Below are 22288 nucleotides of genomic sequence, written 5' to 3' on the forward strand. Positions count from 1 at the left end.
GATAAATAGTAGGGTAGACTATAAAAAAGATAATGCCCCATTTTAAAAACCTCATGCCGTGTATTTGTTTCAGGTTATATTTTCTCAAACACCAACCGATAATGATCCATTATTTCCTTTTCAAAGCATATTTTGTTCGGGCTGATCTTGAAGACGGCCACTTGATGTCTAAATTCCTTGTCCATAACGTATTTGGGTACTAGGGATAAGTAGAGCCAATATTTTTTCAGGTTGAACTTCCTGAACTTCTTTCGCCATTGGCTTATCGTCTCAATATAGTCCAGTCGACCACTACTTTGCGAGATCAATTTAAAGTTTGGTTCTGCATTTCGTATCACCATTTCTGGGCCGTAGGGCAACCATGAACCCGGAAATTCTTTGACCATCAGTGCCATGACATGGGCTGCCGAGCCTTTTTTGGCCTTGACATCCAGTTCTTCAAAATCGATCATGTTTTTGCTAAACGTCATGGTCTGCATGTAGAACCTACCTCCTTTTGGCAATAAATCATTAAGGGTTCTGAAAAAATCACCATATACCTTTTCTTGATTCCCATCTTTCCACTCCTCAACCGAACAAAAATGTTCTAAACCTCCTATACAAGCTATGGCATCAAAGGTTCCAAAATCTTCCGGTTTTACATACCGGCAATCCTTTACAAACACATTTAGTCCATTCTTTTGGCATGCCTCCGCTTGCCCTTTCGACAAGGTCAATCCAATACTGATTGCCCCCCTTTCCTTTGTGATAAAATGGGAGAATGGACCCCAGCCACATGCCATATCCAATACCTTGCTTTCCCCATCTATATTGAGGCTGTCCGCTATAAACCTGTTCTTTTCCTTTTGCGCCTCCTCCAAGGACATTGAGAAATCACCATCGTACTTGGCTCCGCTGTAATCAGCGGTTTCGCCCATACTTAAACGGAATATTTTGTCTATGGTGGTGTACGTAAAATCCAAATCTGCCTTGCCTGCCATTCTATTAATTTTAGGTTTAATTACTCATTTCCGCAGCACAGCATCTCAAAACATTATGTTCTCGAATTATGCTACAGATGTCACTTCTATGCTAAAACATCAAAGCTTATAAAGGAAACACAACTTTATTTTTGATTCCCGTACCCTGAAGAATTGTGAAATATTTGTAAATAGATGTGTAAAAAACCTTTTCTCTACGGGCAATAAGATAGTAGTAAGACTTTAGAAAAGGGTTTGAACAAAATATATTCTTCTAAAGATAGGCATTAAACTGTTCTCTCTAACCATATATCATGGCAACATTCAAAATATCAGTTATCAATTGAGATAAAATATAACAGCCACAGTATTACACTTCTAATGCTGAGATCATAATTACGCTTTACTGCCGATAATTAAATTGTTATACGGTTAGGACTTTTCTTTTTCCACTTAATATAAGAGTGTTCTTGGGTTAAAATCAAGAGTTTCAAGTAACTATTTCAGTTTTTAATTAGTTGAAATTGTATGCTTTAAATAAAAGCATAATTTCAGCACAACATAAAAATATAATATTGGCCCAGAAAGGGACTCCTGTTGCAAAAATCTTATCCAATTAGGGGTTAATTTACTTAAACATCCATTCAACATTTTTTTAGTACTTTAAACAAATCATTGGGGGTCAAATTATATCCTCCAGAGCTCTTTTTTGGGTTTGTTGTGCAAATAGGTGCGCAAGCTTTGAAAAGTTTTGTAAGTAATTGAAATACAGTGTATTGGCTTTCCTATAATAGGTCTTCCACCCCGATGAAAAAGGTACCATCCTGTCCGTTAACCACGATTTTCTGGGTACCATGGTTACCTACGCCGGCTATTTTCTCTTGTATTTTGGACTTTTGGCAATTCTTTTTGCCAAAAAATCCCGGTTCGGCCAAGTGGTAAGAAAACTGAAACGGCTCGATGCGATGACCAAATGGGCTGGACCGATCATCCTTCTCCTCGTTTCATTCCAAGGTTATGGTCAGCGTGACATTGATCCTATGGATTCGGTGGTCCAAAAAAAATTGGATTCCATTTTATTGCATTATAAAGTTCCGGAATCACATGCCGCAAAGTTCGGCCGCTTGGTCATCCAGGATGCCAACGGGAGGATGAAGCCCATGGACACCTATGCTTCCGAAGTATTGCGAAAAATCAGCAAAGATTACTCATATAAGGAGCTCAATGCGAACCAAACCATATTGTCAATGGCACAGTTCCCCGAGCTTTGGTTCAATGTCCCATTGATCTACATCAAGAGCGGGAATGACAGCCTAAGGAGCCTCTTGGGGATATCCAGGGAAGCTAAACTTGCCCCATTATCGAAATTCTTCGATAAGGAAGGCGGATACAAGATCAAGGACCAAGTGACACTGGCCTATAAGTCCATGGTGCCCAATCAGTTTGAAAAGGACTTTATCGAGGTCGACCGAAGGGTTAACCTCTTGTACAATACCCTTAGCGGTGAGGGTCTGAGATTGTTTCCGATACCCAATGAGTCGAATAATACTTGGACCTCAAATCACCGATTGGCCGGACTTGGCTTCCAGAAAAAGGACTCTTTGTTCGTTGCCGGGATACTGCCCCTCTATTTCAATACATTTTCAAAAGAGATCCCCACCGGAAATTTTCAAGAATCCCTCCGTTTGCTGGAACAAATTGAAAAATACCAGTTGAAATTTGGCCATGAAGTCATTCCCAATGCCTCCAAGATCGATCTGGAGATTCTCTATAATGAATATGATGTATTCAAGAATCTTTTTTCTTGGTACCTTTCCTTTGGATTATTGTTGCTGATCGCGGCGATTCTCCACCTCTTTAAAGGAAAGGGTACGTTTGCTAATATGCTTTGGATACCCCGGGTTGGGATCTACCTATGCTTCGCCGCACATACCTTGGGACTGTTGGCCAGATGGTATATCTCGGGGCATGCCCCTTGGAGCGATGCCTATGAATCCATCATTTATATCAGTTGGGCCACCATGTTGTTCGGGATTGTCATTGGACGAAAATTTGACCTGGCCTTGGCCGCAACCGCATTTGTAAATGCCATGATCCTTATGGTCGCCCATTGGAACTGGCTCGACCCGGCCATTGCCAATTTACAGCCCGTACTCAATTCCTATTGGCTGATGATACACGTAGCGATCATTGTGGCGAGCTATGGCCCCTTTACACTGGGAATGATCCTTAGCGCACTCAGCCTATTGTTCATGGCCCTGTTGAACAAGAGGAACCATGGCAATCTACGACTGGCCATCAAAAAATTAACACTACTCACAGAGATAACACTGACCATTGGATTGGTCATGTTGACCATTGGTAACTTTTTAGGGGGGCAATGGGCCAACGAGAGTTGGGGCCGTTACTGGGCCTGGGATCCCAAAGAGACATGGGCATTGGTCAGTATCATGGTCTATGCATTGATCATCCATATGCGATTGGTCCCTCAATTGAACAATACATGGCTGTTTTCAACTATGGGGGTATTGGGTTTCTATGCCATCCTTATGACCTATTTCGGTGTGAACTTCTACTTGTCAGGACTCCATTCATACGCCCAGGGGGACAATATCGTCACCCCAGGTTTTATTTACTATTCCCTTGGTGTTGTTGGCATTTTGGCAGGGATATCCTATTTCAAACGAAAACGATATCCTGTTTAAGGCATGTTGTCCGTTTCGATCAATGCCCTTTCCAATAAATGCACAAGGAGGTCGATCTCTTTCTTGTGGGTCCTAAAGGACAGTAGGGCGGCACGAAGAACAAACCTATCATGGATCATGGTGGAGGAGAGGAAGATGCGTCCATCCGATACAAGGAACCTAAGAATGGCCCTATTGTGTTCATCATTGTACTGATGGTCATCCGGCCTGGCTTCATACCTGAATGCAATAACGGTAAGTTCTGGTTCACAGAGCACCTTGAAGTTTAGCTGTACCAATTTCCGATAGAGATAATCGGTCAATACCAGTTTCTCCTCCAAATAATCGGAAAATACCTTCGGTCCATAGAGCTTCAGTGGCAACCACATCCGTGGCCCCCTAAAGTGTTTGCTCAGTTCAGGAGAAAGATCGGCAGGGGAGAATTGATCATTTTGATAGCTATCCTGCATGTAATGTGCTTCTTGTTTAAAGGCCCTTACCAAATGCTTAAGCTCCTTTACCAAAACAATCCCGGATCCATAGGGAAGAAAAAGACCCTTATGGGGATCAAGGATCACGGAATCTGCTTGGTTCAAACCTTTGAGTTTGGATTTTCCAATGGTCGTCAGTGCAAAAAAGCCCCCATAGGCAGCGTCCACATGCAACCATATTCCATATCTTTTGCAAATGGTCCCCAATACTTCAACGGGGTCAATGGCACCAATATCCGTAGAACCTGCATTGGCGATGACCAAAAATGGGCTCAGCCCCCTTTTGACATCCCTTTCGATCTGTTCCTCCAAATATTGGGTGGATAATCGGAATTGTCCATCCAAGGGAACTTTTTGTAGAACAGATTCTTCCAATCCAAGCAAATGTATTGCCTTATAGATACTATGGTGTGTCTGTGGGGAGCAATAGATCACATTTGTACGTACGTTCCGGGAGGAAATACCGTGGTGCTTTTTGGCACAGGACAATGCTGTTAAATTGGCCAAACTTCCCCCAGAGGTCAGATTCCCACCAAACCCTTCCTCGTATCCTATCAATTCCCCGGCCCACTGGATAAGGGCGTTTTCCATTTTTACCGCTCCCGGGGACGCATAGAACACCCCGGCATACCTGTTGGTCAATGCCGCCAGGTAGTCCCCCAATACGGAACTGAACAGGCCCCCGCCCGGAATATAGCCCAAATGGCCACCCGAAGCAGGATTCAGCCCAGGATTCAACACCGCTTGATCAAAAAATCTCAATAACTCACCAAGGCTCGAGGTATCTTCCCTGATCCCAAATTCCAATACGAGATTTTCGAGAGTTTCGGAATTCGTATTAAATGCTTTGGTACTTCCCAAAGTATCTATAAAACTATGACCGAATTCCAATATCATTTTTTCCAGTTCCCTCCGCTGTTCCCCATTCTCCTCCAAAAGAGCATTGGGTTTGTTCAGGAAATCTTGTTCTGTTTCTAAAGCCATGGTTCGTCAGGAATTTAAGGGTTTGCCCTGTCCAAACGTATAACCTGTCTGGATCCGTTTTTGGTCAACACCTATTTTCATCAAGTGGGTCATCATCTCAAATTCAAAGGACTTGGGCCCACAGATATAAAAGTATTGATCTTTTTTTTGGACAATCGATTGGAGGAACCCAAAATCGATACGTCCTGGAAGTTTTGCACTTGCCGTTGGGCTGCTCAACCTGGTAATGAAATTATTGCCCAACATCCTTCTCAATCTTTTTTCGAACAGGACATCCTCTTTGCTTTTAGTGGCATAGACCAATAAATGGCTTTCCGTAAACTCTGGAACAAACCTTTGGATATAGTCCAGAATGGGCATAAAGGGAACAATACCTGTGCCGGCGGCAATAAAGTGTCCTTGACCCCTATATTCAAAAGTATCCCAGGGCCGACTGAGCTGGATCACCGCACCTGGCCTTAATGCGGACAAACGGTAGGTCAAACTGTCCTTGTTTGGTCGGATCTTAATGATGAACTCCAGATATGGGTCATCTTCGGCACTTATGATCGTAAAGGGGGCCACCTCCAATTCACAACCGGGCTGATCGATACTCAAATCAACAGCCTGACCTGGAATAAAATTGAACCCAAAAGGTCTTTGGACCGAAAAGCGGACGACATTGTGGTTGACTTTTTCTTTTTTTACAAGTCTTGTGGTATAGGGAAAGATGAAACCGTTCATAGTACAAATGGCATGTTGGTTACCAATTGGATTAAAATGTACGGTCTGGGTTACAAAAAATGAAGATAAGCCGATATGGATCATACCGATTTTGAAAAAATCACTTCATCCGTTCCCATATGGAACGTATCCTGTTTTAGGGTGGAGAGGAGATAGGTGATGATATCCTTTTTTGAAAAGGCCGATTTATATTCAAAACGGACAGCGCCACTGTTGGCAAAGCATAGGTTATGTTCATTGTTGCCATCCGACATATAAGGGATGTCATAAAACTGGGCCAAACGTTTTACAAATTCCATTTTTACATCCAAGGACAGGAGTTCGTCCCTTGAGTACATAGATCGGTTGGCGGTATTCCCGAAAATTTCTGAAAGTTTGACCTTCATGAGTCCTTGTTATTCAATATGCTTAAAATATTCAATCTTCAATTGGAACATCTCCGCCATCTTTTCCGCCCGAAACTTGGCCTCAGTGGCTTTTTCACCGGTAAAGTTCTCATCCACCGTTTCCATAAAGAGCTGCTTCCATCGGTCAAAATGTGTTCCTTGGACCGGTAATTTGATATGAGGGGCTAGGGGACTACCATAATAGGTCTGCTCACCCAATAGCACTGTTTGCCAAAAACGGTACATTTTTTCCAAATGTGCAGGCCAATTGTCTTGGATCACTCCATTGAAAATATCCGACAATATATCATCTTTGCGAACCTTGCCATAGAAGATATCCACCAATTGTCGTACTTCCCCCAGGGTTGCGATTTCCTTTTTTTGTCCCATCTTTTACATTACAATAACCATACACCAAGTTCCACTTACCCATTTTGGATCTTTATCTGAGCAGGACTTGAAATTGGTATAAAGATACGTAGAATTAAAAAATAACGGATATTTTTGTCCGAAATATTGTTGGCATGAATACCCCAATCAAATCACAAAAAAAGGAAATTAGGAAACGGATGCTGCATCAGCGCGACCTTATGTCCATGACCACCAAGACCCTCTATGATCGATATGTCTGTAAGACCTTATGGCAACTTATGGAACAGCGGGGATGCCAAACGGTCCACACCTATCTGCCCATGGGTTCCGAGATTGATATTTTTCCATTTATCGAACAATGTCTGGCCCATAAAAAAACTGTAATTTCTCCCCAGTCCTTACCCAAAAGGAGTTTCAAAAATTTAGTGCTTACCTCCCTACAGGATTTGGAACCTGGTATTTTTGGAACTGTTCATCCGGCAGGGGAAAGGGTTTTTGAAGGGACTTATGATCTGGTCGTGGTCCCTGGGCTGGCCTGTGATGGAAATCGATATCGGTTGGGGTATGGGGCAGGCTATTATGACACTTTTTTGGCGAACTTGAACACGTCCTTTAAAATTGGATTGTTTTATCCTTTCCAAAAAATGGACCAGTTACCGAAAGAGCCCCATGATGTTCGATTGGACGAAGTATTGTGCGACATAAACTTTGGAGATGATACCGGTAAGTGAACTTCATGTACGAGTAGGAGTGGCTTGATTATAGGATTAATAGGAAATTCACTCTTTTGGCATTAGCAAAGGGACTTGAGGTTCCACCCCAATAGCCTTAATGGAATTTGATGGTGGATAGGGGAGATTTTGGAATTGCCAATTGATTCAGTATGGTGTTTCAATCCCTAACTGAATCTGTTTTATCAAACTTTTTTGACCATTAAGGGAACCTATTTAACAAGGTGATCACAATAATAAAATATAAAAAGGTCATTTTATATTTATTATTTACATTTGCTTTATTCCGATCTAATGGATGTAGGTCTTGAGCCGCTCTTATGAACAGCGGGAGAAGAAACTCAAGATTATATAACTAACTAACAAAAACTTTAAGTGCGTCAAAAATGGGGAACAAAGGGACAATTTCAGGCAAAAGGGATTTTAAAAAGAATATTGATTATTGGATGGATACCAAAAATTGGTGGGCCCCATTGTTGTTCATATTGATCATAAGCCTGGCCGGTGTCGGTTTGATCGGGTTTCAAACATACAATGATGCACCACCTATGACCGGATTCCAGACCTCGGATGGTACGGTACTGATCAGTAAGGGGAATATAGAGGAAGGTCAAATCGTCTTCCATAAGTATGCCCTTATGGAATATGGCTCATTCTTTGGGGACGGGGCGCAAAGAGGTCCCGATTTTACTGCAGAGACCCTTCATCAGATAACCATACATGTCAATGAATACTATCAGGAGCAATATAAGGTGGAGCATGGTCGCCCAGCTGATCCCAATGAACAGAAAGTGATTGCCGAAAAGGTGAAACAAGAGCTCAAGAAGAATGGTTATGACGGTACCGAGGATATCGTGGTATTGAATGATGCGTACGTATACGCACTGGAAAAGGTCAGGAATTATTATCTACATGTTTTCATGGGGACCTCCGGTGAAAACGCTTTTCCTTTGAAGAATTATCTCACCGATAGATCGGAGATCCTCAATCTTTCCGATTTCTTCTTTTGGGGAGCATGGGTCTGTGTCACCGAAAGACCGGGAAAAAATTTTAGCTATACACATAATTGGCCGTATGATCCTGAAGCAGGCAACACCCCAACCTCTCCAGTGGTGCTGTGGAGCGTACTTGGGCTTTTGGCCTTTGTGCTACTTTGTGGTATTGTGCTGTACTTCATAGGACAGTACAATCAGTTGTCGAACAAATTTTTCAAACCATCGTCCAAAGAATTACTGACCACTGGAAGTGTTCGGGATTTTGTGCCAACAAAAACCCAAAAAGCGTCCTATAAATTCTTCTTTGTGGCAATTGTATTGTTTTTTGTACAGGTTTCAAGTGGTTTTGTCACCATCAATGAATTTGTGGATTATCTTGGATTTTTTGGTGTTGATCTCTCCGAATCCTTTCCTATTACGGTTTCCAGAAGTTGGCATCTGATGCTTTCTTTATATTGGATATCGACCTGTTGGATTGCCTCATCCATTTTCATCCTTCCGATTTTGGCCAAAAAAGAGGTGAAATTTCAACTTCAACTGATCAACATACTATTTATTCTTTTGGTTGTCCTGGTTGCAGGTTCCTTGACAGGTATGGTCTTGGGCCCAATGGGACTTTTGGGGGATTGGTGGCACGCTTTGGGGCATCAAGGATGGGAGTTTGTTGATTTTGGACAGGCTTTTCAGGTTTTGCTCATGCTTATCTTTGTACTCTGGGGCATTGTGGTCTTCCGCGGAATCAGGCCCGCCTTTGTCAGGGGTATGCCTTGGAACCTTCCCAATTGGATCATGTATTCCATAATCGGGATTCCCCTGCTGTTTATCTCCGGTTTTGTGGCTAGGCCGGAAACCAATTTTGTTATTGCCGATTTTTGGAGGTGGATGGTGGTGCATATGTGGGTAGAGGCATTTTTTGAAGTGTTCATTACCGTTATAGTGAGCTATCTCATGGTATTGATGGGACTTGTGAGTAGGAATGCGGCCATAAGGGTCATTTACTTTGCCACTATCCTATTTTTGGGTACTGGCCTGTTGGGGATTTCACACAATTTCTATTGGAATGCCAAACCAGTGGCGACAATGGCCTTGGGCAGTATATTTTCCACATTACAATTTGTACCCCTTATTCTCTTGACCGTGGAAGCTTGGCGGTTCAAGAATATGCCCAGAATTGCCCTTGAGGGCATCAAACCAAGTGAATTGGGTGATTTCGGGTTCCCCGAGGTGTTTTTGTTTTTGATCGCCGTGAACTTTTGGAACTTCTTTGGGGCAGGGGTATTGGGAATCATCATCAATTTACCCATCATGAACTACTACGAGCATGGTACCTATCTAACCGTGAACCATGCCCATGCCGCCTTGATGGGAGTATATGGGAACATTTCCCTGGCCGCCATGCTATTTGCCACAAAGTTGTTGCTTAAACCCAAAAAATGGAATAAAAAACTGGTAAAAGTTTCGTTTTGGTCCATCAATTTGGGTTTGATGCTCATGGTCCTACTGGACCTTCTTCCCGCAGGTACGATCCAATTTAAGGCCGTGGTTGAAAATGGGCTTTGGTTTGCCCGCTCCGATGCGTTCATTGGTGGAGGGGTGTTTCAATCCCTGACATGGTTACGGGGTATTGGTGCCTGTATATTTCTTTTTGGAGGGGTTGTTCCTTTAATGCTGTTCATTGTATCAAGGGCAGTATCCCTAAAACGTACGGCACATACCGATAACAGTTTGGCAAAAATAGCAAGACATGATACTATTTAAACAATTCAAGTTTGATTCGGCCCATTTTTTACCGAATGTTCCCGAGGGACATAAATGTAGGGGCCTTCATGGCCATACCTACCAGTTGACATTGTATTTTGAAGGGAAAATAGATGAAAAACTGGGGTGGATCATGGATTTCTCTGAGATTAAGAGAGCGGTCGACCCGATTATTGAGTGTATTGACCATAAGTTGTTGAATGAGGTAGAGGGACTTGAAAACCCTACATGTGAGCTGATTGCAATTTGGTTGTGGGACAAGATCAGGTTAAAGGTTCCACAGCTCAGCAGAATCAAGTTGTTTGAAACCCCTACATCGGGTGTCATTTTTGAAGGGGAATAAATCGTTGTCAAAAATTTGGATATTGAATTTCCCGTCCAAGGTCATATTGATAGATCGATTCCCTTTAGGGAAATGATCGTACCGTTCTGTTCGATTTCCGTTACGAGAACAGCTATGGACTTATCCTTGAAACTGCTGAGGATTTCTTCCTTGAACGGAGAAACGATATGGTGTACGGGACAGGGGTTTTCATTATTGCACTTGGAAAGTCCCAAAAAACAGTCATCAAATTTGTATTCCCCATCTATACTGGAAACAACCTCCCAAAGCGTATTTTCCATATTTTTTTGGTCCAAGAAAAAGCCACCTCCCGGGCCCTTACTTGAAGAAACCAATTTGTTCGTGGTCAGTTTGCGGAGCAGCTGCGCCAAAAATGGTTGTGGTACTTCCAGCTCCTCTGCAATTATTTTTGCACCTAACTTATTGTTTACGTTACCATGGATGGCTAAATAAACTACTGCACGAATTGCATATTTGCAAGCATTTGACAACATAGGATTCCCATATTTGAAGTATTCAAAGATAATAAAAAGATAATTTTATCTTTAATTATGATTTTTATCATTTTTTGTGACAGTCAACGCATCTAGTTTCGCTCCACCAAATCCCTGCCACAATGTGCCCTTGCCACAAAATTCAGTAAAAAGGGAACGGATCATGAAATAGCTAAACTATGAAAGGTGGACAACAAATGAATTTTTTTATGCCAGGAATGGACCTTCAACATGAAATCCTAAGGCTCAAAAAAGAAAAAAATGCCATTATACTTTCCCATTACTATCAACGTCCAGAAATCCAAGAAGTCGCCGATCATGTCGGAGATAGCTTGGCGCTTTCACAGGCTGCAGCCCAGACCGATGCAGATATCATTGTATTTGCAGGAGTGTATTTCATGGCAGAAACGGCCAAGATCTTAAATCCGACAAAAAAGGTATTGTTGCCCGACCTGAATGCAGGTTGTTCGTTGGCTGATTCCTGTCCGATAGCTGATTTTGAACCCTTTGTGAAGGCCCATCCGGAACATTTTGTAGTGACCTATATCAACTGCTCGGCAGAAATCAAGGCCTTGAGCGACTATGTATGTACTTCGTCCAATGCGTTACAAGTCATTTCGGATATTCCTGAAACCGCTCCCATTATTTTTGCGCCGGATAAAAATTTGGGCAACTATTTGATTGGGAAAACAGGTAGGGATATGTTACTTTGGGAGGGCAGTTGTCTTGTCCATGAAGCTTTTTGTATCGATAAATTGCTAGATCTATGCAAGGAACATCCTGATGCAATGATCATTGCCCACCCTGAATCGGAGGAACATATTTTAAGGACCGCAAGCTTCATTGGTTCCACCTCTGGCATGATAACCTATGTGAAACGGCATCCCAATAAAAAATATATAGTTGCCACGGAGGTCGGTATCCTTCATGAAATGCAAAAGGAAGTTCCGGACACCATACTGCTCCCGGCCCCGGTAGTGGAAGATAACAGTTGTGCCTGCAGTGAATGTGCCTTCATGAAGTCAAACACCCTTCTAAAAACATACCGTTGTCTTAGGGATGAAACCCCCGAAATAGAAGTTTCACGGGCCATTGCGGAAAAAGCGTGGGTTCCCATTGAGCGAATGTTGAAACTTTCCAAATAGGACAGAAATGGTTTCATTGGATTATCTAGTGATCGGTTCGGGAATTGCCGGACTTTCCTTTGCCCTTAAGATGGCGCATAAATGTCCAGATCGGACCGTCTTTATCGTTTCCAAGGCCGATGAAGACGAATCCAATACCAAATATGCCCAAGGTGGTGTTGCATCCGTTTCTGATTTAGGGGAGGACTCCTATCAAAAGCATATATCCGACACCTTGATCGCGGGAGACGGTCTTTGTGATGCGGCCATAGTGGAGATGGTTGTCAAGGAAGGCCCGGAACGGGTAAGGGAACTGATGTCCTGGGGGGTCCGTTTTGATACGGGCAAGAATGGTCGGTTGGCGTTGGGTCGTGAAGGAGGCCATTCGGTGCATCGTATCCTACACCACAAGGACAATACGGGGTATGAGATTGAACAGGCCCTTCTGAATCAGGTGCGTCAGCGACCCAACATCAGAATTTTTCAACACCATTTTGCCATAGACCTCATTACGGAACACCAACTCCATGGGACCAATCCGGCCCCAACGACATGTTATGGGGCCTATGTACTAGACCAAAAATCCGGTATTGTGGAAACTTTCCGCGCAGAGTACACTGTCTTGGCCACAGGAGGAGTGGGCATGGTCTATGGCCACACTACAAATCCTATCATCGCCACTGGCGATGGCATTGCCATGGCGTATCGGGCAGGGGCACGGATCCAGGATATGGAGTTTGTCCAATTTCATCCCACGGTTCTCTACGATGGTAAGGCAGGCCGGTCATTTTTGATTTCAGAGGCTGTGAGGGGCTTCGGAGCATATTTAAGAAACAAAAAAGGACATAGATTCATGCCGGACTACGACACTAGGGCTGAACTGGCACCCCGTGATATCGTTTCCCGATGCATTGACCAAGAGTTGAAAAAATTTGGGGACCCTTGCGTTTTTCTCGATTGTACACACCTTGATATAAAAGCTTTCAAGGCACATTTCCCCAACATTTATGACGAATGCCGGACTAGACATATCACTATTGAAACAGATTGGATTCCCATTGTCCCAGCAGCGCATTACCTCTGTGGAGGAATTGTCGTGGATCCAAACGGAAGAACAACCATAAATAACCTATTCGCCTGTGGGGAATGCTCGCGGACAGGTTTGCATGGCGCCAATAGATTGGCATCCAACTCTTTATTGGAAGCTCTGGTATATGCCCACAATATTTTTGAGTATTTGGAACACCAAGAAAGATTCCCGGAATCCCTTACCATACCCCAATGGGACGATACGGGAACACGGTTTGCCAAGGAAAACATCCTTATCAAACACAACACGGCCCATTTACAGGCACTTATGCAAGATTATGTGGGGATTGTACGAAGTACCGACCGTTTGCATAAAGCCATCAAACATCTGGATGTGATATATAGTGAAATTGAGGTACTATACCGAACCATGAAAGTGGACGTGGGTATTTGTGAATTGCGAAATATGATCAATGTGGCACATCTTATCATCGGGCAGTGCTTGAAAAGAAAAGAAAATATAGGTGGGTTCTACAACATTGATCTTGAACCTAAAAAAATAGTCAATACCTAAAAAATACAGACGGCCTATGACAAAGCAGGTACATCATTTGGTTCAAGAAGGTATCCGCAAGGGGATGGACTACGCCGGGTACATTTCAATGATAAACGACCTTGTCGCTAAAGGTAAAGCGACAGGAACCGAGCAAAGCGAAGAAAGGATTGCCAACACAAAATTAAATGCCCATAGATTACGAAGGATCGAAAAAACAATCACCATTCCAGATGAAAGACTTGATGTGTTCCGCAAGCTCCCAGAAAAGCAAGTTTGGCTGGTATTGCTGGAAAGTTGGTGCTCGGATGGGGCACAGGCCATACCCCTTCTTCATAAGATTGCCAAGGCATCCTCGAAAATTGAACTACGATTGGTGTTAAGGGATGAAAATCCACGGCTCATGGACTGTTTTTTGACCAACGGGACCCGTTCCATTCCCAAGCTGATTGTCACCAATAGTGCCGGAACGGTAATACAGGAGTGGGGACCAAGGCCGAAAACGGCTTCCAAAATGGTAGCGGAATATAAAGAACGAAACGGAAAAGTGGACGACAACCTCAAAAAGGAGCTACAGATGTGGTATCATAGGGATAGGGGCAATACCATGTTGGATGAACTTATAGAAATGGTTCATCCCCATTGATATGGGTTTCTTGGTTTAGGAAAATATAATATCCACCCCTCCATAAAAGAAGGTAAGAGGTTTCACCCAGACCATGTTCATGGACTGAAAAGCTCATGTGATAGTGAGGTGGTGTCCCTATTGGGCGTTGATGGTTTTCAAATCATGGATCTCAACCGAGAAATTGTCCAGAACGGTCCTGAAACGATCCAAGGCCCTTACCATTTGGGAGTTGTCCAAAAAGGCTTTGCTGATATTCCCCAACAGGGTCTGATAGTAGGATATCCCATCGTTTAAGTTGTTGGTGAAAGTGGTTAGATACGCCAATTGCCTCGGGGTTGTGGAACCTCTGGTTTCTTCGATCTTGATTTTGAGATAATCAATATAAATAGTAAGCTCCTTGATGAACATATTCGGCCGATCTGTACGTTCGATCAAATTGGATGTGCCATAAATATGTTGAGTCATTTCCCTAAGACCTGTGATTTTCGAAAAGTAAGCCATGTTGGGTCCGGGACAAATGGAAACACCTTTTCCTTCGGCCTTGGTGTCCAATCCATATTTTAATAACGCTGCGGTTCCCAATCCCACACAGGCACAGGATTTCTCAACAATTTTGTCATATGCCTCTTGATGTTTTTCCGGAGTAAGGTTCATGCCGTCCAACGCTTTTAATTTCAAATGTTGGTATTGTCGCGACGCTGTACAAATGCCTTCATTGGTGAATTCTTTGTTCATGGCAACATATTTTTTTGGACAGGCACTTCCTGGCCTACCTTTTTCAATGTTGACCCTCTTTTCCAAATCTTTTGTATTTCCTTTCAGACTATTAAAAGGGACACCCAAGGGCGAGATATTGCTCAGATAAAGATCCTGTTCTTTGGCCTTGGACAATTTTTCCATTGTGGAGTCATCAACCGTGGTGACTTCGGGCACCAACAGGAACGGGGTTCCCCAACCTACGGAATCCAATTTATAGTGCTCCAATAGAAAATTGTGTTCTTCCGCTGTCCCCACCCCACCTTGTGCCGAGATTTTGATGGGTAGGGGAGATTGGGGGACATAGCGCTTTTTATGCATAAGGGCCTTTGCAAGAATGGAATGGATTTCGGCCACGAGTTCTTTTTTCCGATCTCGGAACTCTGCCAATATCGGTCCCATCAGATGACCTTCGGTCGCGAAGGCATGCCCACCGCAATTCAATCCTGATTCGATCCTGTATTCCGAGACCCAAAGCCCTTTTTTGGCCAGGAACTTGCCTTGGATCATGGCCGATCTATAGTCACTCACCTTTAAGATGATTTTCTTTTTAATGAACCCGAAATCGTCGGGATAAAAATCTTCAAACTCCTCGATGTATCCGTACAATCTAGGGTTCATGCCCGCTGAAAAAACAACCGAAGAGTTCAGATTACTTTCTGCAAAGCCCCTAAGTGCTGCATGGGCATCATTGTATATCTGGCCCAAAGGAACCTTTTTTCGATAATTCTCCCGATCCAGTTTCGTCATGATGTTCACTTCAATGTTTCCTATGGCAAGATTTGAATCAAGAAAATTTTTGGACAACTTCGGATTATGGGTGCCCAGACTTACATTTTCAAACTTCTTCTTAAGCGATGAGGTGTTCGGCAACATATCGAAATATTGTTTTAGCCCATCGCTTAAACCGTGTGTGACGTCCTTTAGCTGTTCGAATTTTTTTTCTGCCAGATCCTTGATGAGATTGAGATAAGAACTGATTCTTTTGGCCCTGAAGTCGATGCTATTTTCAGTGATCTCCTGATAGGGTATTTCAAATCTTTCACAATACATCTTTCGCATTTTTTCCAAAAGAATATCATCTACCAGTGAAATCGTCGAATCTATGCCAAAGTGTGCCACTTTCAACGGGGTGTCAATGGTAAATGCTATTCCCATTACAGGTATATGGAATGAATGTGCTGTCATACGTCGTATTTATGTTGATCTTCCAAAGGCCTTGTCCAGTTGATCATATTGAATTCCTATTTTTTTGCGAACCACGCATTCCATGCATGTAAATCGATATGGAAACGGTTCAAAAAGGCATAAATCATATATGGGTCAAGGAACGCTGGCACTATTTGGCGGGGATTATATTTTTATGGTTTCTTGAGTATTACTTGCTTTTTGACCTGCCAAAAGGATTTCGGCCCTTTTATCCATCATGGTGCTTTTGGCCTGTTTCAAATGATAGTGCCGCAATCCATGTTCCTTTTGCCTGCCCGAACTAAAGTTGGAGACCCGTTTGAGGTACCCGATGACCCTGGTGGCATGGTCCACATCCTGTGAATGGCATGCGCTGCATTCCCAAAGGGTGCGTTTGTCGATATGGGAACAGTCATTGCAAATGGTGATTCGGATATTGAAACAAAAATAATTGCATCCAGCGTTGGCCGTGGCATGGATCAATTTTTTGAATCCTTCTTGGTTCGGGGTTTCCTCGAGGTTGAGGTGGAGCGCCGAACCCCCGTCCAAATATTGAATGGTCTCCTTGCCATGCAATACAATTTTGTCCAAGGCATTGGTCTGTTCATCCTCTACGATATAGAAATAGGAATTGTAGCAGTCCCGGGGGACGAAAAGGCCGTCTTCCCGATCCCATTTGGCATTTTTGACACCCAAGTTCTCGGCGGGGACGAATTCGGTGTTGAACATGTACCCATAGGTTTCCCTGGCCTTTCTGTTTTCCTGATAGATGGCCTTGAGATAACGGTTGACGAAGTCCTTGTACTTTTCATTGTTGCCCACTTGGATGCCTTGGCTTTCCGCAGCCTCGACCATCCCGTTGATGCCCACGGTCAGGAATTGCTTGTCCAGGGAGATCAATCCGGCATGGTACACCGGCAACATGCCCGCCCTTTCGTAGTCATCGATGAGCTTTCTAAAAGCGACCTGGTATTTGTGTACCTTTTGGACCTCTTCCACAATATCCGCCCCTTGCTGCACCAAGCGGTTCATGTTCAGGGTTATGACATTGATGGAACCTGTGGCGACCCCTCCGGCCCCTAGGGAATAGCTAAAAGTATGGTCGCTGATCTCATTGCGCAGGCGACAGCAGGAAGCCAGGCTGTCGGCGTTTTCGGATTGGTAGATGAAAAAGGAGTTCCCCTTGCCCAGTTCATGGGCACATAGGTCCGTAAACTCCGTATCGACCGGAGCCCCGTCCTTGATCAACATGGCGGCGGTGACCACAGGGAAGGTAAGGATGGCCTTGGTTCGCTCTTCGTTGAACCAGTCCATAAAGAAGGCCTGAAGCCTTTTGACACTTTCCCATTGGGGCCTGCCCATATCGGGAAAGACAAAATCCCCGAACATATTGTCAAAGTAGGGTCTGTCATAAATGGAAATGTTCCAGAACACGGATTGGTAGCCCCTGGCCGCGGCAGGTTGGTTGATGGCGTAGACGACATGCTGCAAATGGTTGGCAATGATGTTCTTGTGGGTCACCAGGTAGTCGGGCCCATAGTCCTTGGCTGCGAAGTGGTCAAAATACATCAAGAACTCCACGGTGGCCAAGGCCCCTGCGAATTGTGAACTTACCGCAAAGACCAAATTGACGAATTCCCCGCAAAAGCTTTCCAAGTGTTTTGGGGCCAAGCTTTCCCCACCCAGTTTGGTCAGCCCGTCCAATAGGAAGGGATACATGCTTATGGAGGCGCAGTAGGGTTTTAACGAGGTCTCATCATGGACGTAGATCTCGTGCGATTCTATCTGCCTCACATATTCATCGGCCAGGTCCTTCCCAAACAGTGAGGCGATCTTCTGTTGGACCAAGGCCCGGTTCACCTGGATATTGATATCCTTATTGAGCTCGGCTTCCATGGTGGCAATGTTCTTGGAGGTGACATTGGCATTGGCGTCAACCTTGGAGCCGTCAGCAGCATTGTGGGAATGCAGGTAATGATCGATGAAAGCAATTTTTTTGGCAATCTGTTTGTCGGTAAGCCGTATCATATGGAATATTATTTGGAGATGAATAAATGGTTGAGCAATTTATTGGTCCTCACTTCCCGGAAGACCTGATTGGTGGTCGGACTGTCCAATCCCCCAAGGGCTTTGTCCCAATTTCCCGTTTTGACATAGGTCAGATGTTCAAGGATATCAGGGGATACCCGATCGGCTCCGGTATATAGGCATGTCCTATATCCCAGTTCTTGGGCTTGTTTCAAATACCTTACCAATGCTCCCGGGTGCCATTCGCCCCCCATAAAGAGTACGCAGCTTGCAAGTCCGGCATATTGGTCGAGGTACTTTTGATAGTCCTTGGAGGTCAGCTCAGAGCCGCTACCTTCCTTCCACAAAAAAGGGGAGTGGCAGCCCTTGCAGCGTAAAGGACACCCTGAGATGGAAAAGCAAAGACTGACCTCTCCTGGAACCTCTTGGAGCACTACTTGAAAATGATGATAAAACATATATGGTGCAATTCATTTAAGTTCATTGTATAAAATTAGACCAAGGGTTTAGGGGATAATCGGGGTAGGGCAAAAGTTATAAAGAGACTTATTAACAATAAAATGACCTTTTTATCATTTATATATATACGATCAATTTAACCTTTGATTAAGTGGTACAACTTAATATCCTAATTGGAAGGCTGGGGGATTTTTATAAATACACCTGTAGGAGGTATGGTAGGAAGGTGCTATCCCATCCGCGTGGAAGAATTAACCCAAATGTAAAATAATGATTCCTGTGCTGAATAGCACACTCAAAATTAATATATTGAATGTGGTCAAAGGTTTCAATTGTGCCAATACGGCCCCGTTGAACGCCATGCAGAAGATGGTGACAAAAAACAATAAGGTCATTTTTACCGCGGTATCCAATGCTCCCATCAACAGTACCATTGCTGCTGCAGAGCCCAAACAGCTTTGCCCTATGATCGCTATGGTGGCGTAGCCCATCTCACCTCTCTTGTATTCCAAGAACAGACGCTTGTGAAGGTTGGTAAGGACATTGCCTTTGCTTTTAGTTCCAGAATGGGTCATAGGTATTGTCTTTGAATTTTTCATGATTGTGATATTTTTCTATTAGGTCCAATTGGGCGTCACTGGCAATTTTTTGAATTTCATTGAAGAGCTGGCGTTCCTCATAGCGTATATGTTGTTCCAGTTCCTCTTCAATCTGTACCAACCTTCTGATCAGGTCAACATTGGATGTAAATAGCCTGACCAACCTTCGATGTTCCCTTAACGCTTTTTTAATTTTTGGGTTGCCCATACCCAGGATGGGAAAGATGTAAGTTTCTTCCAATTCAAAATGTGGGATCAAATGGGTCTTAAAGAACCAATCCACATAGGTCTTTATGCGTTCCGGTGCTACCTTTTTTGAAAGTCCCGTTCGAATCTTCCAACATAAGAGCAGGCCGTGATGGTGTTCACGGCTTACTCCCTGTAGGGCCTTGTGACGTTTGATGGGTGTTCCAGCCATAAGGGCTTTAGTTGCTAAGCACTTTTTTTTCCAATATTTCTGCTTTTGGGAACAGGATATTGTTCTCCAAATGGATATGTCGATGAAGGTCTTCCTCAAATTCCTGAAGAAGGGAAAAGGTAACCCTATACGTATTGCAGGCATCGGCAGGGGGGGTGTAATCGCCGCTTAGGGCGGCGATTTTTCGGAATCGCTCCCCTTCATTGTCATGCTCCTCCATCATCATTTGAATAGGGTTATGGACTGTACCAAATTGTGGTGGTACCAAGGTCTTTCCATCTGCCGTTCCCGCCACCATTTTACGGATCCAGGGAAACAGGACCAGTTCTTCCTTCTTCATGTGCATGGACAGTTCGCCGGCAGAACCGGTGAAATGTTCAAAAATACCAAACAGTTCAGGGTGTTTGTTGCCATGTACTTGACATAGCTTGTTAAGATATTGTTTTAATATCGGGATACGTTCCTCTACGTACCGATGGTGTTTTTTTTCGATATAGTCGATCAAAAGGTCCAAAGGCCATGTATTGAAATCGGGCTGATCCGTTTGACTGTTCCGCTGGACTTCATCCAGTTCTTGCAATAACACTTCCTTGTCCAGACCATTTTTGTCGGCAACTTCCTGTAAGGTCCGATTGCCTTTGCAGCAAAAATCGATCTTGTGGTTTTTAAAGACCTGGGCGGTACGGTAATCCTCGGCCACCATCTGGCCCACTGTTTTTTCGATGGTATCGTTCATGATATTAGAATTAAATGTTATTTTAATAAATAGGACAAAAATGTCCTTTATTGGTTTAAATTTTTTTAACGCTTCAAATAGGTCAGTCCAACTTCCAGTCCCGTTGCCAGTTCGTACAAACTCGTATTTTCCAACATATTCTTTAGATCGGTCCTGATATCGACAAACTTGTCGTGGAGAGGACATGGCTGGTTTGCGTTGCACTCCTTGAGTCCAAGGCCACAGCCAACATAGATATCATCCCCATCGATGGCATGGACGATCATACTTAATTTTACGGTATCCATCTCGGTTCGGTCCAACTCAAAGCCACCTGTGGGGCCCTTGACAGAATGGATGACCTTGCTCCTCGAGAGCTGTTGCAGGATTTTGGCCGTGAAAGCAATCGGGGAATCAATTTCTTCAGCAATTTCATTGACACTGACACGTCTTCCATCCAAGGATTGCAATGCGACATAGACCGCAGCGCGAATACCATACTCACAGGCTTTTGAAAACATCATTGCTAAATTTATTCGTTACAAAGATAACATTTATTATAATTCGGACAAAAATGTCCCTTATTATTTTTCCGCATCGGGAACGCCAATCGGTCTCAAATATACACTTTATGTCAAAGTAGGGCGACATACTCAGAATCTTATGTTCGATTTCGGTTTAAGGCCATCAATAAAAGTAGGCCGCATAGTATGGATAAACTCACCAAGGCAAGGATTTCCATATAGCCTTTAAAGATGGGCCATTGTGCCCAGGCAGCAAATCCTTTATAAAAAATAAGGATTTCAGTTACAAGGAATCCCCAAAAATACCATTGGTACGCTTTCTTTGATATCACGAACAGACCAAAATAATCCACCAAAAAGAAAAGCCCGATACTGATCATCCCCAGAAAAGTCATATGTAGATAACCAATGGTAAGGTCAAGATACATGGTCGCGATCCGTGCAAAATAGGGTAGGGCGGTCAGCAATTGTAAGGCTATTTTGATAAATACGAGAAACACCGCGGTCTTCATTAGCAAAGCCTGTAGTTTTGAAAGGGGCAGTACTTTAATGTCATTTTTGGCCATGGCCCACAATAGGACAAGGCCACTGCCCTGTGCAATCGCTCCAATTCCTGCAAGGACATATAACAAGGGTGATGGTTCTATCCACAATGTGGAGAGAAAAAAGGTGAGCACGACCCCTGCGTTCAATATCCAAAAAAACCACATAAAACTTTTTTTGGGTATCACCATGTCGCGCCGTTCCATCGCAAAGAGAAACAGCCCGATCAAGGCCAGGAGCATCCATCCATTGTATTGAAAATGGAGATAAAAATAGATGGCCAACCGATACCAAATGGATTGGGCCCCCAAAGTACCCATGATGATTCCCAGTGCCCAAGGCCCCAAACTGGAGATGACCATATACCAAAGTGCTGCCCTTATACATCGTAGACTGTTACCATGCCTGAATTTTGGGTCGCTGTTTCTGGAAAAATAATGGAAGAACACATAGGACATGATGAGGAACAAGGTGGAAAAAAATATGGAAAACAACGCATACCCTTGGAACGGAAAGGTGAGCAACATGCCGACCAATGAAACCTGGGTAAACCAAAAGATACGTGTATATTTTTTATCCGAGGTACCCTTTTCCACAAAACAGTAATGGATCAGTGTGGTCAAGGCTACATATACCCATCCAAGCAATGCAATGTGTGAATGGGCATGGACCATATATCTGTAGTTGAAACCAAAGGAGAAAATAGGATAGAAGCGCAGTAAAACTCCCAACAGGGCGGCCATGGCGAAATAAGAAATTGCCACCCGAATATGCCGTTGATGTATACTGTCCTTCACGCCTTAT

21 protein-coding genes are annotated in these 22288 nt (G+C 43.6%); 7 read left to right on the forward strand and 14 right to left on the reverse strand.

Annotated features, from left to right (window positions below; genetic code table 11):
• Positions 1-74: 74 nt before the first annotated feature.
• Complete coding sequence (locus LKX84_RS13750; RefSeq protein WP_228237741.1) at positions 75-980, reverse strand: SAM-dependent methyltransferase; 906 nt, start codon at positions 978-980, stop codon at positions 75-77.
• Positions 981-1813: 833 nt separating this feature from the next.
• On the opposite strand from LKX84_RS13750, the gene LKX84_RS13755 reads away from it, so the two are divergent.
• Complete coding sequence (locus LKX84_RS13755; protein ID WP_228237742.1) at positions 1814-3664, forward strand: cytochrome c biogenesis protein; 1851 nt, start codon at positions 1814-1816, stop codon at positions 3662-3664.
• On the opposite strand, the gene LKX84_RS13760 is transcribed toward LKX84_RS13755, so the two are convergent.
• From LKX84_RS13760 to LKX84_RS13775, 4 genes are all read right to left on the reverse strand, one after another.
• Positions 3661-5118: a pyridoxal phosphate-dependent decarboxylase family protein gene (locus tag LKX84_RS13760; protein ID WP_228237743.1), complete on the reverse strand. Its 1458-nt coding sequence runs from the start codon at positions 5116-5118 to the stop codon at positions 3661-3663. The two genes, LKX84_RS13755 and LKX84_RS13760, sit on opposite strands and share 4 nt — an antisense overlap.
• Positions 5119-5124: 6 nt before the next feature.
• Positions 5125-5841, reverse strand: a complete 717-nt coding sequence (locus tag LKX84_RS13765) for an FAD-binding oxidoreductase (RefSeq protein WP_228237744.1) — start codon at positions 5839-5841, stop codon at positions 5125-5127.
• Positions 5842-5921: 80 nt separating this feature from the next.
• A complete protein-coding gene (locus LKX84_RS13770) occupies positions 5922-6227 on the reverse strand; it encodes a hypothetical protein (protein WP_228237745.1) in 306 nt (101 codons plus the stop codon).
• A gap of 9 nt (positions 6228-6236) precedes the next feature.
• Entirely contained in the window at positions 6237-6617 is a 381-nt protein-coding gene (locus LKX84_RS13775; protein ID WP_228237746.1) for a group III truncated hemoglobin, read from the reverse strand.
• 134 nt (positions 6618-6751) lie between these two features.
• On the opposite strand from LKX84_RS13775, the gene LKX84_RS13780 reads away from it, so the two are divergent.
• The 3 genes from LKX84_RS13780 (at position 6752) to queD (ending at position 10426) form a co-directional block, all read left to right on the forward strand.
• Positions 6752-7330, forward strand: coding sequence for a 5-formyltetrahydrofolate cyclo-ligase (locus LKX84_RS13780; protein WP_228237747.1), 579 nt, complete (start codon positions 6752-6754; stop codon positions 7328-7330).
• A 386-nt stretch (positions 7331-7716) separates the two neighbouring features.
• Positions 7717-10083, forward strand: a complete 2367-nt coding sequence (locus LKX84_RS13785; RefSeq protein WP_228237748.1) for a nitric-oxide reductase large subunit — start codon at positions 7717-7719, stop codon at positions 10081-10083.
• Positions 10070-10426: a 6-carboxytetrahydropterin synthase QueD gene (gene queD, locus LKX84_RS13790; protein WP_228237749.1), complete on the forward strand. Its 357-nt coding sequence runs from the start codon at positions 10070-10072 to the stop codon at positions 10424-10426. The genes LKX84_RS13785 and queD overlap by 14 nt, the downstream gene beginning before the upstream one ends.
• 41 nt (positions 10427-10467) lie before the next feature.
• On the opposite strand, the gene LKX84_RS13795 is transcribed toward queD, so the two are convergent.
• Complete coding sequence (locus LKX84_RS13795; protein ID WP_072880181.1) at positions 10468-10920, reverse strand: RrF2 family transcriptional regulator; 453 nt, start codon at positions 10918-10920, stop codon at positions 10468-10470.
• A gap of 179 nt (positions 10921-11099) precedes the next feature.
• Between LKX84_RS13795 and nadA the strand changes: the two genes are divergently transcribed.
• From nadA to LKX84_RS13810, 3 genes are read left to right on the forward strand one after another with little or no spacing between them, the layout of a single operon-like run.
• A complete protein-coding gene (gene nadA / locus LKX84_RS13800; protein ID WP_072880179.1) occupies positions 11100-12065 on the forward strand; it encodes a quinolinate synthase NadA in 966 nt (321 codons plus the stop codon).
• Positions 12066-12072: 7 nt separating this feature from the next.
• Positions 12073-13647: an L-aspartate oxidase gene (gene nadB / locus LKX84_RS13805; protein WP_228237750.1), complete on the forward strand. Its 1575-nt coding sequence runs from the start codon at positions 12073-12075 to the stop codon at positions 13645-13647.
• A 16-nt stretch (positions 13648-13663) separates the two neighbouring features.
• Positions 13664-14272, forward strand: coding sequence for a thioredoxin family protein (locus tag LKX84_RS13810; protein WP_119639771.1), 609 nt, complete (start codon positions 13664-13666; stop codon positions 14270-14272).
• Between the two features lie 117 nt (positions 14273-14389).
• Here the strand turns inward: LKX84_RS13810 and LKX84_RS13815 are convergent, their stop codons facing one another.
• The 8 genes from LKX84_RS13815 to LKX84_RS13850 form a co-directional block, all read right to left on the reverse strand.
• The gene (locus LKX84_RS13815) at positions 14390-16198 is read right to left on the reverse strand and encodes a hypothetical protein (RefSeq protein ID WP_228237751.1); all 1809 of its coding nucleotides are present in this window, start codon (positions 16196-16198) and stop codon (positions 14390-14392) included.
• Positions 16199-16363: 165 nt separating this feature from the next.
• On the reverse strand, positions 16364-18226 hold the full coding sequence (gene nrdD, locus LKX84_RS13820) for an anaerobic ribonucleoside-triphosphate reductase (protein ID WP_072880171.1): 1863 nt from the start codon (positions 18224-18226) through the stop codon (positions 16364-16366).
• A gap of 8 nt (positions 18227-18234) precedes the next feature.
• The gene (gene nrdG / locus LKX84_RS13825) at positions 18235-18684 is read right to left on the reverse strand and encodes an anaerobic ribonucleoside-triphosphate reductase activating protein (RefSeq protein ID WP_228237752.1); all 450 of its coding nucleotides are present in this window, start codon (positions 18682-18684) and stop codon (positions 18235-18237) included.
• Positions 18685-18936: 252 nt separating this feature from the next.
• Positions 18937-19260, reverse strand: a complete 324-nt coding sequence (locus tag LKX84_RS13830) for a hypothetical protein (RefSeq protein ID WP_072880168.1) — start codon at positions 19258-19260, stop codon at positions 18937-18939.
• Positions 19241-19702, reverse strand: a complete 462-nt coding sequence (locus tag LKX84_RS13835) for a hemerythrin domain-containing protein (RefSeq protein ID WP_072880166.1) — start codon at positions 19700-19702, stop codon at positions 19241-19243. The genes LKX84_RS13830 and LKX84_RS13835 overlap by 20 nt, the downstream gene beginning before the upstream one ends.
• A 7-nt stretch (positions 19703-19709) precedes the next feature.
• Positions 19710-20438, reverse strand: coding sequence for an iron-sulfur cluster repair di-iron protein (gene ric, locus LKX84_RS13840; RefSeq protein ID WP_228237753.1), 729 nt, complete (start codon positions 20436-20438; stop codon positions 19710-19712).
• Positions 20439-20503: 65 nt separating this feature from the next.
• Entirely contained in the window at positions 20504-20938 is a 435-nt protein-coding gene (locus tag LKX84_RS13845) for an RrF2 family transcriptional regulator (protein WP_072880162.1), read from the reverse strand.
• Positions 20939-21078: 140 nt separating this feature from the next.
• Positions 21079-22281, reverse strand: a complete 1203-nt coding sequence (locus LKX84_RS13850; RefSeq protein WP_228237754.1) for a hypothetical protein — start codon at positions 22279-22281, stop codon at positions 21079-21081.
• Positions 22282-22288: the final 7 nt, after the last annotated feature.

The sequence above is a fragment of the Allomuricauda sp. M10 genome (assembly GCF_020782875.1).
Taxonomy (GTDB): Bacteria; Bacteroidota; Bacteroidia; order Flavobacteriales; family Flavobacteriaceae; genus Flagellimonas.

Excerpts from the sequence above, each read along its gene's own strand:
- LKX84_RS13750 (WP_228237741.1), bottom strand. The coding sequence starts at position 980 with ATGGCAGGCAAGGCAGATTTGGATTTTACGTACACCACCATAGACAAA.
- LKX84_RS13755 (WP_228237742.1), top strand. The coding sequence starts at position 1,814 with ATGGTTACCTACGCCGGCTATTTTCTCTTGTATTTTGGACTTTTGGCA.
- LKX84_RS13760 (WP_228237743.1), bottom strand. The coding sequence starts at position 5,118 with ATGGCTTTAGAAACAGAACAAGATTTCCTGAACAAACCCAATGCTCTT.
- LKX84_RS13765 (WP_228237744.1), bottom strand. The coding sequence starts at position 5,841 with ATGAACGGTTTCATCTTTCCCTATACCACAAGACTTGTAAAAAAAGAA.
- LKX84_RS13770 (WP_228237745.1), bottom strand. The coding sequence starts at position 6,227 with ATGAAGGTCAAACTTTCAGAAATTTTCGGGAATACCGCCAACCGATCT.
- LKX84_RS13775 (WP_228237746.1), bottom strand. The coding sequence starts at position 6,617 with ATGGGACAAAAAAAGGAAATCGCAACCCTGGGGGAAGTACGACAATTG.
- LKX84_RS13780 (WP_228237747.1), top strand. The coding sequence starts at position 6,752 with ATGAATACCCCAATCAAATCACAAAAAAAGGAAATTAGGAAACGGATG.
- LKX84_RS13785 (WP_228237748.1), top strand. The coding sequence starts at position 7,717 with ATGGGGAACAAAGGGACAATTTCAGGCAAAAGGGATTTTAAAAAGAAT.
- queD (WP_228237749.1), top strand. The coding sequence starts at position 10,070 with ATGATACTATTTAAACAATTCAAGTTTGATTCGGCCCATTTTTTACCG.
- LKX84_RS13795 (WP_072880181.1), bottom strand. The coding sequence starts at position 10,920 with ATGTTGTCAAATGCTTGCAAATATGCAATTCGTGCAGTAGTTTATTTA.
- nadA (WP_072880179.1), top strand. The coding sequence starts at position 11,100 with ATGAAAGGTGGACAACAAATGAATTTTTTTATGCCAGGAATGGACCTT.
- nadB (WP_228237750.1), top strand. The coding sequence starts at position 12,073 with ATGGTTTCATTGGATTATCTAGTGATCGGTTCGGGAATTGCCGGACTT.
- LKX84_RS13810 (WP_119639771.1), top strand. The coding sequence starts at position 13,664 with ATGACAAAGCAGGTACATCATTTGGTTCAAGAAGGTATCCGCAAGGGG.
- LKX84_RS13815 (WP_228237751.1), bottom strand. The coding sequence starts at position 16,198 with ATGACAGCACATTCATTCCATATACCTGTAATGGGAATAGCATTTACC.
- nrdD (WP_072880171.1), bottom strand. The coding sequence starts at position 18,226 with ATGATACGGCTTACCGACAAACAGATTGCCAAAAAAATTGCTTTCATC.
- nrdG (WP_228237752.1), bottom strand. The coding sequence starts at position 18,684 with ATGTTTTATCATCATTTTCAAGTAGTGCTCCAAGAGGTTCCAGGAGAG.
- LKX84_RS13830 (WP_072880168.1), bottom strand. The coding sequence starts at position 19,260 with ATGACCCATTCTGGAACTAAAAGCAAAGGCAATGTCCTTACCAACCTT.
- LKX84_RS13835 (WP_072880166.1), bottom strand. The coding sequence starts at position 19,702 with ATGGCTGGAACACCCATCAAACGTCACAAGGCCCTACAGGGAGTAAGC.
- ric (WP_228237753.1), bottom strand. The coding sequence starts at position 20,438 with ATGAACGATACCATCGAAAAAACAGTGGGCCAGATGGTGGCCGAGGAT.
- LKX84_RS13845 (WP_072880162.1), bottom strand. The coding sequence starts at position 20,938 with ATGTTTTCAAAAGCCTGTGAGTATGGTATTCGCGCTGCGGTCTATGTC.